The 14373-nt window shown below is 49.9% G+C and carries 17 protein-coding genes; 10 read left to right on the forward strand and 7 right to left on the reverse strand.

Annotated elements, in window-relative coordinates; genetic code table 11:
- Positions 1 to 32: 32 nt before the first annotated feature.
- From LQ777_RS10345 to LQ777_RS10390, 10 genes are all read left to right on the forward strand, one after another.
- Positions 33 to 2075, forward strand: coding sequence for a hypothetical protein (locus LQ777_RS10345; protein ID WP_232562440.1), 2043 nt, complete (start codon positions 33 to 35; stop codon positions 2073 to 2075).
- On the forward strand, positions 2075 to 2911 hold the full coding sequence (locus LQ777_RS10350; protein ID WP_232562441.1) for a hypothetical protein: 837 nt from the start codon (positions 2075 to 2077) through the stop codon (positions 2909 to 2911). The genes LQ777_RS10345 and LQ777_RS10350 overlap by 1 nt, the downstream gene beginning before the upstream one ends.
- Positions 2911 to 3216, forward strand: a complete 306-nt coding sequence (locus LQ777_RS10355; protein WP_232562442.1) for a hypothetical protein — start codon at positions 2911 to 2913, stop codon at positions 3214 to 3216. The genes LQ777_RS10350 and LQ777_RS10355 overlap by 1 nt, the downstream gene beginning before the upstream one ends.
- Positions 3217 to 3288: 72 nt before the next feature.
- A complete protein-coding gene (locus LQ777_RS10360) occupies positions 3289 to 4137 on the forward strand; it encodes a hypothetical protein (RefSeq protein ID WP_232562443.1) in 849 nt (282 codons plus the stop codon).
- A 58-nt stretch (positions 4138 to 4195) separates the two neighbouring features.
- Complete coding sequence (locus LQ777_RS10365; RefSeq protein ID WP_232562444.1) at positions 4196 to 5353, forward strand: hypothetical protein; 1158 nt, start codon at positions 4196 to 4198, stop codon at positions 5351 to 5353.
- Between the two features lie 70 nt (positions 5354 to 5423).
- Positions 5424 to 7691 (forward strand): putative Ig domain-containing protein, encoded by a 2268-nt coding sequence (locus tag LQ777_RS10370; protein WP_232562445.1) that lies wholly within the window; start codon positions 5424 to 5426, stop codon positions 7689 to 7691.
- A gap of 50 nt (positions 7692 to 7741) precedes the next feature.
- Complete coding sequence (locus LQ777_RS10375) at positions 7742 to 8104, forward strand: hypothetical protein (RefSeq protein WP_232562446.1); 363 nt, start codon at positions 7742 to 7744, stop codon at positions 8102 to 8104.
- A 2-nt stretch (positions 8105 to 8106) separates the two neighbouring features.
- Positions 8107 to 8517, forward strand: a complete 411-nt coding sequence (locus LQ777_RS10380; RefSeq protein WP_232562447.1) for a hypothetical protein — start codon at positions 8107 to 8109, stop codon at positions 8515 to 8517.
- 1 nt (position 8518) lies between these two features.
- Positions 8519 to 9181 (forward strand): hypothetical protein, encoded by a 663-nt coding sequence (locus tag LQ777_RS10385; protein WP_232562448.1) that lies wholly within the window; start codon positions 8519 to 8521, stop codon positions 9179 to 9181.
- 5 nt (positions 9182 to 9186) lie between these two features.
- The gene (locus LQ777_RS10390) at positions 9187 to 9693 is read left to right on the forward strand and encodes a CHAP domain-containing protein (RefSeq protein WP_232562449.1); all 507 of its coding nucleotides are present in this window, start codon (positions 9187 to 9189) and stop codon (positions 9691 to 9693) included.
- 319 nt (positions 9694 to 10012) lie between these two features.
- Here the strand turns inward: LQ777_RS10390 and LQ777_RS10395 are convergent, their stop codons facing one another.
- The 7 genes from LQ777_RS10395 to LQ777_RS10425 all read right to left on the reverse strand — a co-directional run bounded on the left by LQ777_RS10395 (position 10013) and on the right by LQ777_RS10425 (position 14342).
- Positions 10013 to 10246, reverse strand: a complete 234-nt coding sequence (locus LQ777_RS10395; RefSeq protein WP_232562450.1) for a hypothetical protein — start codon at positions 10244 to 10246, stop codon at positions 10013 to 10015.
- A gap of 79 nt (positions 10247 to 10325) precedes the next feature.
- On the reverse strand, positions 10326 to 10967 hold the full coding sequence (locus LQ777_RS10400) for a hypothetical protein (protein WP_232562451.1): 642 nt from the start codon (positions 10965 to 10967) through the stop codon (positions 10326 to 10328).
- 10 nt (positions 10968 to 10977) lie between these two features.
- Complete coding sequence (locus LQ777_RS10405; protein ID WP_232562452.1) at positions 10978 to 11727, reverse strand: ASCH domain-containing protein; 750 nt, start codon at positions 11725 to 11727, stop codon at positions 10978 to 10980.
- Between the two features lie 53 nt (positions 11728 to 11780).
- A complete protein-coding gene (locus LQ777_RS10410; protein ID WP_232562453.1) occupies positions 11781 to 12599 on the reverse strand; it encodes an adenine nucleotide alpha hydrolase family protein in 819 nt (272 codons plus the stop codon).
- Positions 12596 to 13468: a DUF5131 family protein gene (locus LQ777_RS10415; RefSeq protein WP_232562454.1), complete on the reverse strand. Its 873-nt coding sequence runs from the start codon at positions 13466 to 13468 to the stop codon at positions 12596 to 12598. Before LQ777_RS10415 ends, LQ777_RS10410 begins: the two co-directional genes overlap by 4 nt.
- Positions 13468 to 13701, reverse strand: coding sequence for a hypothetical protein (locus LQ777_RS10420; protein ID WP_232562455.1), 234 nt, complete (start codon positions 13699 to 13701; stop codon positions 13468 to 13470). The genes LQ777_RS10415 and LQ777_RS10420 overlap by 1 nt, the downstream gene beginning before the upstream one ends.
- On the reverse strand, positions 13701 to 14342 hold the full coding sequence (locus tag LQ777_RS10425) for a hypothetical protein (protein WP_232562456.1): 642 nt from the start codon (positions 14340 to 14342) through the stop codon (positions 13701 to 13703). The genes LQ777_RS10420 and LQ777_RS10425 overlap by 1 nt, the downstream gene beginning before the upstream one ends.
- Between the last annotated feature and the right edge of the window lie 31 nt (positions 14343 to 14373).

The raw sequence follows: 14373 nt of genomic DNA on the forward strand, positions 1-14373 counted from the left end.
AGCCACTGGCCGAAGCTAATCGGCTCCGGATTTTGAAAGAACTTCTAATGCTGGACTACACGCGCGATATCCTGCCATACTTGGAACTTGGATCGGACAACAAACCGAATCCAAAGTATCGGCATTCGTTCTATCAGGCCAGTATTGATCACAAAAACCGGTTGAAAGCGGCTTTTCGTAAGAAGATGCCGGACTACCTCAACATCAACCGGCCCAAAGAGCGGGAAGAGTACAAGAAATACCGCGAAGCGATCTATCGCAACACGATGCGTTCGTTTCGTACGCGCATTGTTGAAGCACTGGATTATATCCGGCAAGCGGACGATTTCGAGGTTGTTTACCCCAAACAGCAGGAACAAACCGCATCTGTTAGGGATTCGCTCGAAGGTTTACTGTCGGATAGCAAATTTACCAAAGACGGCGATCTGACGAACTGGTTTTTCTCCAAAGTCAGAAAGAAGTACGTTGACGATCCGAATGCGGTCATTGTCATGTTACCCATGACGCAGCCCATCAGCGATAGCGAACGCGTTCGACCCGAACCGCTACTGATCGGGTCCGAGTTCGTTTACCAGCATCGCAAGGGTGAGTTTGCCGTGTTGCAGTCACCCGAAAAGACCTGGATAACCAATGCCGAAGGCAGGCCCGAGAAAACGGGGGTTATCCTGCTATTCGTTGACGTGGATACCTACTGTGTAGCCCGTCAGAAAAGCCGGTTCGCTGTTGCTGGAAAAACCCAGATTGAATGGGATGTAACGGGTTTGAAACCGCTCGTCAGCGAGGAAGATCCGGCAACCATAACCGGCTATTCCTTTTCTCCGCCGAAACACTACTGCCCGGTACTACCCGTTCGCAAGATCGGTAAGCTTTCGGAAGATGAAGCCGAAGAGAAATCCGGACAATCCTATACGCTGGTTAGTAGCAACGATGCGGGCGAAGAGTTTTTCGAAAGCATTATCGCCGATGCGTTGCCGCATATTGAAGGCGCTCAGGAAGTTGGTAGCGATATTCAGATTGAGCGAAATTTCCACGTCAGTAGCCAGGAATGGCGCTTTGGGCAAAAGCAGTGCGCGGATTCGATTCACAACGGAAACGGCGGACGCTGCAACGGTGGCAAGATTCCTATACTGGATAACGAGGGTATGCCTATCGTAGGCAAAACAGCCATGTGCCCAACCTGCAAAGGTTCGGGCATGGACGTATCCGGCTCCGGTATGGGCTTAATTATCGTGTCAGCTCCGGGAGCAACCAACTTGCAGGACGAAGGCAGGCCGACGAATCTCCCCATTCCACCAGGCGGTTTTATTCCGCGCCCGATCGAGGGGCTGCAAGAGTTCGTAAAAGAGTACGAGCGCGAAAAAAAATCGGGTTACGAAACGGTCAATATGCAGTTCCTGATGGAGCGGCTAAACGATCAGTCCGGTACCGCCAAGCGGCTTGACCTGGAAGAGTTGTACAAAACGCTTATTGTCAACGGGGCGCATCTGTGCGGACTTCTGGAGTTTTTGTTTGAGTGCGCAGCCTACCAGCGTAAGCAGGAATCCGAAAAGCCGTCCATTGAACCTCCCGTTCGACTGAGCATCGAAAACTCGGAACTGACGCGTCAGGAACTGGTCGAAGCAGTCGAAAAAGGATTCGACGTAAACCTTCGCAAGCCGCTTGAAAAAAAACTGATCAAGTACCAGTCAGGTGAAGATTCGGACTACTATCGGCGGTACGAATTGCGCGAACGGATTGACCCCTACCAGGTCTACAATGTAGAAACGAAGCTGTTTATCAAATCCGAAGCGCGTCTGACGATGCAGATCGACGGTCCGGAATACCGGGAGTTATGCGAGTGCATCAACCTGAGCATTCACTTTGATAAGCTGGTTACCGACGAACTGCTCAAAGGTGAAGGTTTCTGGAATCTGAAACCCGCCGAACAGTACGCTAAACTTCGCGAAGGAGCCAGGAAAATGACCGCTCCGGCAAAGCCCGTTCAGATTGATCCAAAAACGGGACTACCTACGCAGCAGGAAGGGCAACTAGCGCCAATCGTCGATTTAAAAAACAACAACCAGCTTAAACTGTAATGAACGAGATTCAGGACATAGAGCAGCTTGATAACGATATTCAAACGTGGGATGCAGCGTTCGCCGTTGCCATGCTCGCCTTGAATAGTGCATTACTGAGCGAGCTATACGCCCTGATTGATCGGCTGGTGCTACGCGGCAGAGCGACAACGTACGCCGAAGTGATGGCGAACTTTCAAACCGTTGTCACCTGGCAGGCTGACTTACCAAACACGTTGTTTCGAATCGGCTTCGACGACGTACTAAACGGACTTCTGGCACATATGGGACAAAGCGCCGAGCGGATGAATCGCTATTACAGCAAGATCCTGTCTGACTTCAACCCAAGTGCGTACAATACCCTCGTCGAACAGCTAACCGAGCAAACGCGCAACCTGGTCACTTCGACGCTTGAATCGACGTATCAGAAAGTCGTTGGCGACGTGCTGACAACGGGCGTCATGACCAAATCAACAGCCGCTGAGCTTCGGGCAACGCTCGCTGAGCGTCTGCAAAACGAAGGCTTATCCACCCGTCCGGTTAATACCGTAGCGTCAGACAGTTTGTACACCTTCACCCGTGCGTACTCGCAGGCAGTCGCCGAAGGGCTAAACCTGAAGCACTACTACTACATGGGTACGCAGATTGCCACAACCCGTAGTTTCTGTGCTGCTCGTTTTGGCCGGGTCTTTACGCAGAAAGAAGTAGAAGAGTGGCCAGAGTTGACGTGGACGGGCAAGATACCGGGCACCAACAAGCAAACAATCTTCTGGTACTGTGGGGGCTTTAACTGTCGGCACCGGCTGCTACCGATTTCAAAAACCTTGTATACCAACTTTTTAAACAACAATAACTAATGGCTAAAAAACTGAGTGAATTGAAATCCCGCGATCAGATCGTTGTAAAGCTCCACGCAATTCAGGGCACAAAAGATAGCGAAGCGGTAACAATCAAGCCCGAACAGGAAATCGTAATGACCAAATCGGCTTACGAGTCAATCGAGCGAAACACTAATAACTATTCGCCTGCATTAAACCGCAAGGTTACTCCGCTCGGAATTCCAAAATTCAAAAAGATCGAATCCGATGCAGGCGGAAAGGTAGATGTCCTTGATGGCTTTGAAGCGTTTGCCCAAGAGGAAGAGGTTGTATCCGCAGCTTAAGTAAAGTAAAAGCATTTTCAGTAAAACCGGCCTTCGGGCAAACCACCAGTAACCGGCCCTCGGGCAAAGCGAATGAAACTTAAAGACCTATTTACAACACTGGCTACCCGTGCAGGCATTGCCGAAACGGATGCAAAATTGAAGGCCGTAATCGACGCCATTCCTGATTTTGACGTAGACGATGAAACGGTTGCCAATCCAATTAAAACCAATCTGATTACTGAATTGGAGGCCGAATCCCGGCCAACGATTAAAAAGAAACTTGTCGCTCAGGCGCTGAACGGCGTTGATGCTCAGTTGGAAGCCAAATTATCTAAAATCTTTACCGCCGAGGAAATCGAAGCACTGAAGAAAGACGAAAAGCCAACCATCAAAAAGCTAACTCGACTACTGGCTAAGTATGACGAACTGGAAGCGTCATCGAAACCCGGCGATCAGGCAGAATTAAACAAAACGATTCTGGATCTAAACGGCACAATCGAAAAGCTGAAGACAGATAACGAAGTCGCTGTAAATGCCGTCCGTTCGGAGTATGACCAGAAGCTGTACTTCAACTCGCTGGCTAACAAAGTAATCGCCCGTGCCGACGTAACCGATTACGCTAAAGCAAAAGAGGGTAAGCGGGTTATCACGGATTTACAGGAAACAATTGAAGCGGCAGGCGGAGTACTGGACTTCAAAACGGGCAATGTCATGCAGAAAGCGGACCCAACGGCTCAACTTTTTATTGACAATAAACCCGCTACGGTTGATTCGATGCTGACCAAAACGCTGACGGAGAATGAATACATCAAAAAGTCAGAACCCGCAGGATCGACAACCATTACAACAGCGGGTGGCAATGATGGTAAGCCGGCGCAAATTGGCTCTGGCATCTTGAAGACGATTCAGCAGGCGACTGAACAGTCGAAAGCAAGCTAAAATTAGATAGTAAAAGTCCGTACCGGTCGGCTACCGGGACTAACTAACAACAACTACAATGAACTTAGGAATTGCAGGAATTGCGCCGGTTGCTTTGGCTCTGACATTGGCCAACGGTAAGCGGTTTAAAAACTACGGCTTTTTGCAGGCAGCCCGGTCACCACAATTGGCCGCTCTGATTGCTGAGCTAAACCCACAAACGGCCCGCGCTGATGGGCGTTATTCGTCGGTAAAAGAAAACGGCAAGCCTAAAGCAGTCGTAAAGCTCAACTATCGCCCGCAGATTAATGCGACACCATTAACCGAGCGTACTGTTACTACAGGCGCAGGTCCGGTTGAAGATCAGTCCATTGATGTGCCGTTTAACGTTCACCGCGAATTGCCCTTAACTTACGAAACGACAGACATTATCCGTCTGGCCAAGGAAACCGAAGAGTATCTGAAGCGGGCAAATGCAAACCAGTTTGCGGTAAGCCTGAGTGATTTTAAGATGCTCTCAGATATGGGTGATCAGATTCTTCGTCGAACTGATGCGGTACTAGCGAGCGTAAACACTGCGGTTGGTACGGCTATGTTAGCTGGCGCAGGCGGAAACCTGATGATCGGCTCGACTTCCCCCGCAAACATGGCAGTTCAACCAATCACAGCCTTTAAATCTGACGGCTCGCTGAGTCTTGATCCGTTTGATTTCTTCGCTGAGTTGAAGCAAACTCACCATTTCGAAGGTAAGCCTATCGTTATTGGTGCAAAGAAATTCGCTAAATGGCTACGTCGTAAGGGCATAGCAACGGCGGCTGATTTAGGTTACGATTATGCAGCGGCATTCGCTGAACTGGATATCGAAGGCTATTTCGATGAGGATGCGGATACCATCTTGGGGCCGGACGAAATCTTGATTATCGATCCAGGCGCGGCCTGCATGGAAACGATTCTAGAGCATAGACTCTATGATCAAGGGGGTGTAATTCCTGGCAATAAAGTAGCGAACACAACCTACGGAACGGCTTCATTCAATATTGCCCAGACGAATGCCGAAACCTTCCAGATGGATATCGATATGCGGGTTCGGGAAGAGGATACGGCCTACCCACGTTTTACGATCACGCCATCTATGCACTTCGGCGTATTCACCCGTCCGGCTGGCTACCACAAAAACTACGGCGGATGGGAAACCCACACCGGTATTTTCCGCGCCAAGCTCGTTCAGGCTTCCTAAGCATCAGGAGTAGCGAATCCGTCCAAACCCCGATTCCGGTTCACAGAATCGGGGTTTTTCTATTCACATCATGAAAAAACTATTGGCCGTACTCCCCGTACTGCTCGCTTTGTCGGCAGCTACGGTAAGGCCCACTCTGTCATTTCGATCACAATCGGATAGTCTGCCCGCTGGCACAAGAATCAGCTTTGAGATTGCCGTACCAGGCGATCCGACACCTACGAAGTTTAGCTACGTCGTTCCCGCTCCAGCTGACAAGCCAACCCCTTCGCCGGTTGTTGTTCCCGACAAAAACAGCTTATCGGTTGCCCAGGTCATCAGCGGCCAGTCAGCCCGCGTCGGCGAACCGTTCAGCTTTGTTATTCCCGTAGGTACCTTCTCCGGCAATGTAACGGGCGTTGATGTATCGGATTTGCCCGCTGGTTTGCGGTATGATTCCAAGACTCGTACGATATCGGGAACGCCAACCAAAGCCGACAAGCGAACGGTTACCGTTACCGCGTCAGACGGCACCCGCATTGTCCAAACAAGTTTCTCGCTCAGCTTTTCAGCGAAAGACGTTCCGATTATTGATACGCCAATTCCAGACGATAAGCAATCGACGGGTGTACCAACTATTCCACCGATTCCTGTATCGGGTTTGGCGCAGCGCTACCCGGTTGCTTTTAATTTCTCCAGTTCGCCCAACCGGATCAATCGGATGCAAGCTCCGCTATCACCCGAATACCGCGACGGCTGGAAAATGAAGCAAACCGAGATTGTGACGGGTGGCAACGGCGGCATTATCGAAACGCCCGACGAACTTCGGAAGCGGGGCCAAAACTGGTTCAATGCCTGTTGGTTCTACTGCCGGGATGATCGCCCGTACGGGTTACCGAAAAGTACCGATAACCTGTTTTACGAATACACCGGTAACTATTGGGGCCCATATCATCAAAACGCATATTTGGCAGTTGTCACAGACTTAACCAAGATCGGTAACGACTGTATTCTCCGACTAGCCGGTTGGAACAGCGTACCCGAAAACGGCCTGATTGACGGCGTTGCCACGGTCAAAGAGGCACATTTTAACATTGAATACAACTGGTTTTTGCCCTCAGACTGGGAAAAGTTAAACGGGGATCAGCGAAATGTACGCTACTTCAACTACGCAATTAATCAAACGGAGAGCCTGCAAGAAACCTATAACCGGGGTGGTATTGAAGCGATTGTATCAGCTCAGCATCAGAAGTTTCGCAATATCATTGCCTTGTCGGTTCTGTATCTCAATCGCAATAACAACGGGATGAAAGCCTTTTATGGGGATTTCTGGGGCCTGTCACGCTACCACGATTTAGCCAACTGGAACGAACCTGTATCGGCAACCGAGCTACTGACCAGGGATGTAAACGACCACGGCTTATTCCCTTACGCCAACGAGGAGGCCAATGCGGGTACGATATCGCTCAACAATGGGCAGAGCTTTTACGTATCGGGCAATCTCAACGCGATGCAGATGCGCCGGAACTGCTATAACTACGAATGGAATGTCTTTATGAGTTACAAAGACTTTCAGGACTACTTCGCCGTCACAAAAGATGCGCCCGCCGAGCAGAAAGACATTCGCAAGTGGCATTCCAAGATGCGGCCAAACCTGACGCGTCCCTACGATATGGCGTACCATATTTTGCTCGATAAGACCATTGCTGCAAAGAAAGGCTGGTCCGACTACAAAGAGTACTGGCAAAACGAGCACATTTACGAGCATCAGATCATTGTTCCCGATTGGCCAGGCGAACCCTGGAAGGCCGCGCAGGGAGCCTGGGTACCGTGGACACTCTATGACGGAAATACAGCGAACTCACCAACCAAAATACCCCTGCACCCCGAAGTGCAAACCAATCTGGTTTTCCTGTCCCGGATGCACTACGACGGCAAGTTTACCTGGGGTAACGGATGCTGCTCGCGTTTGAATCCTGATGGTATGTACGGCGAGAACTTGAACGGTAGTGTGCATTCTGTCAGCCGGGAAGCGGAGCAATCGGCATTGTCGGAGATTAACCAGTACAACGAAACTGTATTCACCGCCGACAAGCGGCAACATATTGGCGATATACCCGTTTTGACGCCGAGCGGCCAGTACGTAACTGGCGATCCGAGTGTACTACTTCGGGCTAATGCCCCACTGGTAACGGGTGTCGATAGCCCGTCGACAGGCTGGGAGTTGTACTACATCTATTATCCGAATCAAAGCCGCGACGGACAAACGACTGTTCGCTGGAAATCGCCGGTTGATGGCGCAGAGCTTTCCGGCGTAGCGACCGGATGGGGCGGCACCTTGTACGCCCGCAAACGCTAATTCCGTACCCACCGTAACGAAGTACACCGTAACATACTCAACCTGTCCAAATGGATAAACTAATTGACTTTCTGGGGCGGGATACGTTCATTATTGCCGTGCTGTTTATCGCCGTCAACATTCGGGCCGGAAAGCCCGAAAAGGTACCTATACTGGATGGATTAACCTTGTCGTTTACCCCGTTTTTCGTTGTGCTCTGTCTGTTGTACCTGTTCGAATTTGGCCTTGGCTTGTTTGGATTAGAGCTACCCGCCAAAGTGCTAGGAGCCACGGCGGGCGTATTTGGCTATCTGGGTAATAGCTGGCTGGTTGGTCTGGCCAAGAATGGGGAACGCATCGAAGAGGGCGGCAGTCTCGAAGCCTTAGCAGGGCTTATTAAATCAGTAATCAACTTCTTTAAAAAAACAGACTAGCTATGTGGATTGTCATCGCGCAGTTTATATGCCTTGCCGCAGCCATTGGCTTGCTGGCTATTATGTATGACCTAGACCACGCAACGCCGTGGTATGTTCGGTACGGGCTACTCGCCCTATCCGTTGCTTTTATCGGCGCATTTGGCGCTAGTTTCCGGAATCCAAGCGTATATGAACATGCGGCAGCTATTGCCTTTACCGGCGTCGGCGTAATGGTTATCGCTATTGTTTTCTATCTGGTAGCGGCCAAAACCATCAAACCGGGCGTACTAAAAGTGTCGGGCGGGGCTTTTCTAATCGCAGCCTTACTATGGACTGTTGGTAGCTGCTCGGATATCAAGCGTCAGCAGTTGCAAATGGAGCATTCAACCGATACGACGCGCGTTCAATCCGATACGTCAACTCACTACTAACATGAACATCCCCGCAAACATACTAACTATTGTACTACTGGTTCTACTGGTTGGTGTATCGGTGTGGGGTGTTCAGAACTGTTCGGGAAAGCAGGATGCAGCGAAAGCCGCGTCCGAGCTACGTTACGAGAAAAAGTTGGACAGTCTGCTACTTCTCAACCGGGCATTGTCCAGCGAGAAAGATGTATCTGCTTTGAAAGAACAAAACGCCAAAGCCGCTGAACAGGCGCAGCGCGACGAGCATAACCGGGCGGATCGCGACAACCAAACGGCGCTTATGGTCGCCATGATGAACCGGCCTAGTCAGGATATTATGGCGCTTCGTGGACTCATCGAAAACGGATTTCTGAGCCGGGAGCGATACGCCGACACGTCGTCCGTTGTCCGTAAAGATTCGGGCTTCACGGCGGCTGTTGCTGTGCAGGGAAAAGTGCTGAGTGATACCCGCGAAGAGGTTCAAAAAATGGGGATTGCGCTCCGGCAGACGCAGCAGCAAATGTCCGGCCTGGAAGAGATTCTTAATAAACAGGACAAAGGAATCAGCAACGCCCAACTGTATATACAGGACCGGATCGACGAGCGGGGTTTGTTTCGCGCAAAAAGTAAAAAGCAGTTCAAAGAAGCCAACCGGATGCTGAACGATATCCGGCGCTATAGACCGTAATTTGTATGAGCACTGAACTTATTAATAAGGCACTCGCTGTTGCTGCTTCGCAGGTTGGCGTCACCGAGAAGCCACTAAACAGCAACCGGGGGCCGCAAGTTGATTTGTATTTGCAGTCGGTCGGTATTTACGGGCCGGCGAGCTGGTGCGCAGCTTTTGTTCACTGGTGTTTTTTGCAGGCCGCAAAAGAGCTTGGTATTGATAACCCACTGGTGAAGACGGGCGGCTGTTGGGATCATTGGCGGAAATGCGAAAGCAAGGGAGCCAAACGCTACACGGCGGCTCAGGTAGCCAAAAATCCGAAGTTACTGAAGCCAGGTTTACTGTTTGTGATGGACTTTGGGAAGGGAGCCGGACACACGGGGTTTGTTCTGGCGATTGACGGAAAACGGATTGTAACGATAGAGGGCAACACAAATACAGACGGGAGCCGAAACGGAATTGGTGTATTCAAGCGAAGCCGTAGTATTGCGTCGATCAATCTTGGTTTTATTGATTACTCAGGTGATTAATTGGGTTTAGGAGTAATACAGAAAACGCCCGGTCGTATTGATCGGGCGTTTCTTTATTTAAGCTTAAGCCAACGTTCTCCGTTTATATCAATGGCCTTCTTTGCGTTGGCTACGCTTTTGTATGTTCCTAATACATGCGCCGTTTGCGGGTGTATTATCTGATAGGCTTCTTTAGGTACGCCCTTAGCTAGAACCTCCTTCGTGTTGATCGTATACCCCTTATAGTCCATAATTGCCTAATCCTATTAATGGCTGACGGATACAGCGATGTATATAAAGCGATTAAGCCCATAAATGTGTAATTATATAAGCGAACGGTCTAATTATCCTGTGCAGCGCCTGGGTAAAACGTTTCGGTTGATTCGTGCTGGTAATCAATCAGCATCTGAATGTACTTGAGATCGCCGGGTTTATCAATGCCGAGTGACAGTCTATGAAAGTAGAAACCCGACTCGCTCAGATAGCCGTGAAAGCCTCGGTAATTGTACCGACCTTCCTTTCCTCGGTCGGGCATAAAACCAAGCTGTAGTAACTGTTCTTCGGTGATTGCCATTCAGGTTGTTGTTTACGTACAACAAAGGTAAGACAGTGAATAAAAAAGCCGACCCGTTAGAAAGGAGTCGGCTTTGTGATTAGAACGGCAAATCGTCGTCCACATAAACAGGCTTCGGCTTTGGCACTTCGGGCAATTGCCCAAAATCAAGATGCTCACGCCGTCGCTGGTACTCATTGATGCAGTAGCGTTTTAGCCGATGCGCCGTTATGATTAGTCCCATTTGCGAATTAGAAAACCGGCGCGTTCGCCACAGTCGCCGGAACGATGCTTTGTCAAATAGCCAGAATAGCCAGAAGTGCGCTTCGGTTGTCCAGGCAGAGGACACAAAATCTTTGTAGCCTTGAATCTGATTTTCCTTGTCTACCCGGTACTGAACAGGAATACTTTCGGGGTGATCGTAGGTCATGAACGGTTGATGGAAAACGTACGGCCCAAACTTGACCCGGTTCAGAACCGTAAACTTTGGGCTGATGTACCAACCGCGCCAACACCGGTTGCAGGTATCATACCACTTCTCGCCACTCTGCCAGTAATAGCCGGTGTAGATTCCGGTACCGTCGCAGGTCCAACATTTCTTACCGGGAATAATCTGGATATCGTTGCCGGCTGGTTTGCCGTAGTAATCCAAGATTCGCTTTTTGATTGCGTAGAACGGATCTTTGTATTCGGGCTGTTTGTTGGCGTGATGCAGTAACCAGGAAAGGATAAGGGTTTTCATGTTCGTGCAATTAATTGACGTTTTTTGCAATTTTGGACCCGATTTTCGCTGTTTTCGCCCGCTTTTCGGCAATTTTTCCCACATCTGGGAAATTGTTAGGCTTCTCGATCCGCTCGAATTCGTACACCCAAACGAACGGGTTTTCGTCCCATGAGCCATTGCCATTGATCTTTTCCCATAGCTTTTGATAGGTCGTTGCGGGGGATATGCTGTAGATATCTGACCCAGCAACCTCGTAATGATAATGCGTACCGTCATTTAATTTATCTACGACGGTTATCCCCTCAGCAATGGCATCCGCTTCGCTGATATCCTGTAACCGCTCAACCCGAATACTCGTAACTTTTAAGAATATACGCGCTGCTTCGGCGGGCATGAACAGCGATGGTTTCCAGTGGTAGACAGACCATTGATCTTTCGGGCAGTCAGCACGGTAAGAAAATCTAGGTTCGCTCTCCGGATCCTCTGGGTCGTAATCAGAGCAAGCGTAGTCTTCAGCATCTAGAAACGTTTCGCGAACCCATAGCACATCACCTATCTGATAAGGAACCTTAACATCGGCGATCATTGGATCGGCAGCCGGATCGGATAATGTTCGATTATCTATCCAGAACCGAGCGTGTGATTGATCTACGATCAGTGCAGAAAACTTCGCTTCGCTTTCAGGTTGAGGCTTTACGAGTCGGCGCGTCTGGGTTTTGGTTCCGGCTAACAAGGCTTGAACCATCAATGTAGAAAACAGGATTGGACGGAATTTCATACGTGTTTTGAGTTATGTCAACCCGCAGCGGACCACGGGTTGACGGGTTGGAGTTAGGAGAATGCACAGACTTCGCAAGGGTTAGAGTCGTGTCCCAACTCGTCGCGCTCAATGCCGAATTCGGTGTAAAATTTATCCGCATCACGGCCCCAGTAGGCATTGAGTTCATTGCTCAGCTCGACTGCTTTAGCGAAGTAGTCTGGATAGTACTTCTCCACATGGCGCAACTGAGCAATGTGCATATTCTTGTAGGGCAGGCAGTTATTATGTGAGAAGAGACGTTTCCCCTTTTCGTCAAGAATCTTGTAAATGGCCGGGTACCAGCCTATTTCCTGCTCAACTATCGCAAAGCAATCGTCGTTACTCAGATTCAGAATCGGAAACCCTTTGTAGTACGCCAGATTCGGGTCTTTGCTGTACATAGTATCAGCCCGCTTCTTTTCTTCCCGGACGTAGCCAACTAAGTCTAATTGAATCTGATGTTCGACCATATACGAATACATGGGTTCTATTTTAAGCTTCTCTGTGCAGAACGCCCGTGTCGGATGCGGTATAAGTCGAATACTCCGAAAGAAGTCCAGCACTGAGTAATTGATCTGTTCGTAGTGCACATTCCCAAAGTGCCGTTTGGCGTACTCAACACCCGCATGAACGAACACTTCGGTATCAGGTGAGTGCTCGACAATATGCGAGTAAAACAGATGCAGTTCAGCGGGCTTTTTCTCGTCTGGCAATGCCGCCAGCATGCACAGCAAGGCCATTGAATTGATGCCACCTGACAAACCGATCAAAACACGGAGGTCCGAGTAATCTTCCGATTCAACAACGTGAACCGCCGTTTTCCGGTCGAAAAGTTCTAGTTGATTGCTCATAGCGGAAACTGTTGAACTTGTAAATAGGCAGGCCACTCGGTCGGATCGGTCGCATGACGCGCTTTGAAACCGTACTGTTTCTGTAAGCTGGTCCCGAGCTGTTTCACCCAACACGACGTACCCGCTTTGTGGCAATCGTCAACGACCTGTAAAATCCATTCGATCTGACAGGGTCGGTAGCGATACTGTCCGTTTTCGTTACCCGATTCCCCGCCGACGATAACCCAGGCCAAACCTCCGTCTGCCGCGCCGAGGTATTTGGAGATATCTACTTTCTCAAGCAGCGGTTCAATCGAAACAAAGTGAACATTGGCCGGAACAGACAACAGAATCGGTACCCGCTTGTCGATGGTGTGCTGATAGCCTGCCGATACACCGAGCCAAACGTTCGCAGGCGGTATACCCCGTAGCCATTCGCCAAGCCAGTAAGCCAGGCTAAGCATACCGCTGTTGTTGCTCCCCTGATTCATCGCCTGCTCGTAGGCCAGCTCCAGCGCCAGCCGAATCCGACCGGGGCGTTTGGTTAAAATCTGATACGTCAGATGCGGGGTTTTGCGGATAATGTCAAACGTTTCGAGCCGAAACGAATCGATATCCTTGTGAAAGAAATCCGTCAATGACGAGGTGAATACTTTGGCCGGTTCTTTCAAGCGCAACGGCAAATTGAACGCGCCACCCGATTTGACGGACGTCTGAGAAACCAGTTCGGGATTATGCCGCGTACCGTTCAATGATTCGCGGTACATGTAGCAGAATTCACATTCGGATACTTTCTCGCCGGTAGTGGGGTGTTTATCGTAAACTTTATGACAGCCCCGGGCAATGTTCCAGGTTATATCTGTCCAGGAAATAGCAGTGTTGATACCCATTACTTGTTTCTTGATTTTGGTTTGGGAGTTGCAGCGGGCACCGAACCCGGTTTGCCGAGTATTTCGCGAATCGCATCTAAGCGCATCGCCCTATCGGTTTCGCTCATATCAGGGATGGGCTTTGAGTCTTGGAGGACAATCAGCCACAGGTGCAGTTGACCGACGCTGTACATGCTTTTGAGGTAAGCGATCAGATTGGCTTTGTCAGCGCCGGTCAGGTTGGGTTTAGCCATTACTCGTCGGTACTTTCGCCCGTATCGGAATTCTCGTCAGCGCCCGTTTGCTCGTCCGGATTCGGGCTTTCGGGCTCCATCGCGCTCAGCACCGATTCCAGTTCTTTGATTTTGGCGCTGATCTCAACGCCTTGATCAATGGCGTGGTCCTGATCGTCAACGTCGGCGAGCGCCTTCATTTTGTCGCGCCAGAAATTCAGCTCCCGGATTAAGTGTGCGTACTGAGCAGGATTGGTTTCGGCGGTACCGGCTGCTTCGGGTGTCGGATCGGTAGCCTGACCAAACGGCATTTCTTCGGTATCGTCAATATCGCGCTGGTAATCACTCGGACGAAACGGCTCGGTTTTAACCAGATCAAAGGTGTCCAAACTGTAGTATTCCCGTTCGTAGGTTTTGTAATTCTTGATCATGCGCGCCCGGACTTCCCGCATCTCGAAACGGTTATTAAGCCGGTTACACATCTCGTTGAATTGCTGCTTGATGGCGTCAATCTGATGCTTGAAATCACTCATGACCGCTTTCTTCTCGTCTTCTTTTTCCTGCCAGTCCTGAGACAGACGGGCAATAACGGGACCCATAAGATTTAGCTCATCCTGGGTAAACTGATAGCGGATTTCGACTTGCTGGATTTCGTGTTTCATCACTGTATTGTTTAGGAGTTAATTGATGCTG

This window comes from Spirosoma oryzicola (assembly GCF_021233055.1).
GTDB lineage: Bacteria > Bacteroidota > Bacteroidia > Cytophagales > Spirosomataceae > Spirosoma > Spirosoma oryzicola.

What these genes read in the sequence shown, in the direction of transcription:
- LQ777_RS10350 (WP_232562441.1), top strand. Translation starts at nt 2,075, where the DNA reads ATGAACGAGATTCAGGACATAGAGCAGCTTGATAACGATATTCAAACG.
- LQ777_RS10355 (WP_232562442.1), top strand. Translation starts at nt 2,911, where the DNA reads ATGGCTAAAAAACTGAGTGAATTGAAATCCCGCGATCAGATCGTTGTA.
- LQ777_RS10360 (WP_232562443.1), top strand. Translation starts at nt 3,289, where the DNA reads ATGAAACTTAAAGACCTATTTACAACACTGGCTACCCGTGCAGGCATT.
- LQ777_RS10365 (WP_232562444.1), top strand. Translation starts at nt 4,196, where the DNA reads ATGAACTTAGGAATTGCAGGAATTGCGCCGGTTGCTTTGGCTCTGACA.
- LQ777_RS10370 (WP_232562445.1), top strand. Translation starts at nt 5,424, where the DNA reads ATGAAAAAACTATTGGCCGTACTCCCCGTACTGCTCGCTTTGTCGGCA.
- LQ777_RS10375 (WP_232562446.1), top strand. Translation starts at nt 7,742, where the DNA reads ATGGATAAACTAATTGACTTTCTGGGGCGGGATACGTTCATTATTGCC.
- LQ777_RS10380 (WP_232562447.1), top strand. Translation starts at nt 8,107, where the DNA reads ATGTGGATTGTCATCGCGCAGTTTATATGCCTTGCCGCAGCCATTGGC.
- LQ777_RS10385 (WP_232562448.1), top strand. Translation starts at nt 8,519, where the DNA reads ATGAACATCCCCGCAAACATACTAACTATTGTACTACTGGTTCTACTG.
- LQ777_RS10390 (WP_232562449.1), top strand. Translation starts at nt 9,187, where the DNA reads ATGAGCACTGAACTTATTAATAAGGCACTCGCTGTTGCTGCTTCGCAG.
- LQ777_RS10395 (WP_232562450.1), bottom strand. Translation starts at nt 10,246, where the DNA reads ATGGCAATCACCGAAGAACAGTTACTACAGCTTGGTTTTATGCCCGAC.
- LQ777_RS10400 (WP_232562451.1), bottom strand. Translation starts at nt 10,967, where the DNA reads ATGAAAACCCTTATCCTTTCCTGGTTACTGCATCACGCCAACAAACAG.
- LQ777_RS10405 (WP_232562452.1), bottom strand. Translation starts at nt 11,727, where the DNA reads ATGAAATTCCGTCCAATCCTGTTTTCTACATTGATGGTTCAAGCCTTG.
- LQ777_RS10410 (WP_232562453.1), bottom strand. Translation starts at nt 12,599, where the DNA reads ATGAGCAATCAACTAGAACTTTTCGACCGGAAAACGGCGGTTCACGTT.
- LQ777_RS10415 (WP_232562454.1), bottom strand. Translation starts at nt 13,468, where the DNA reads ATGGGTATCAACACTGCTATTTCCTGGACAGATATAACCTGGAACATT.
- LQ777_RS10420 (WP_232562455.1), bottom strand. Translation starts at nt 13,701, where the DNA reads ATGGCTAAACCCAACCTGACCGGCGCTGACAAAGCCAATCTGATCGCT.
- LQ777_RS10425 (WP_232562456.1), bottom strand. Translation starts at nt 14,342, where the DNA reads ATGAAACACGAAATCCAGCAAGTCGAAATCCGCTATCAGTTTACCCAG.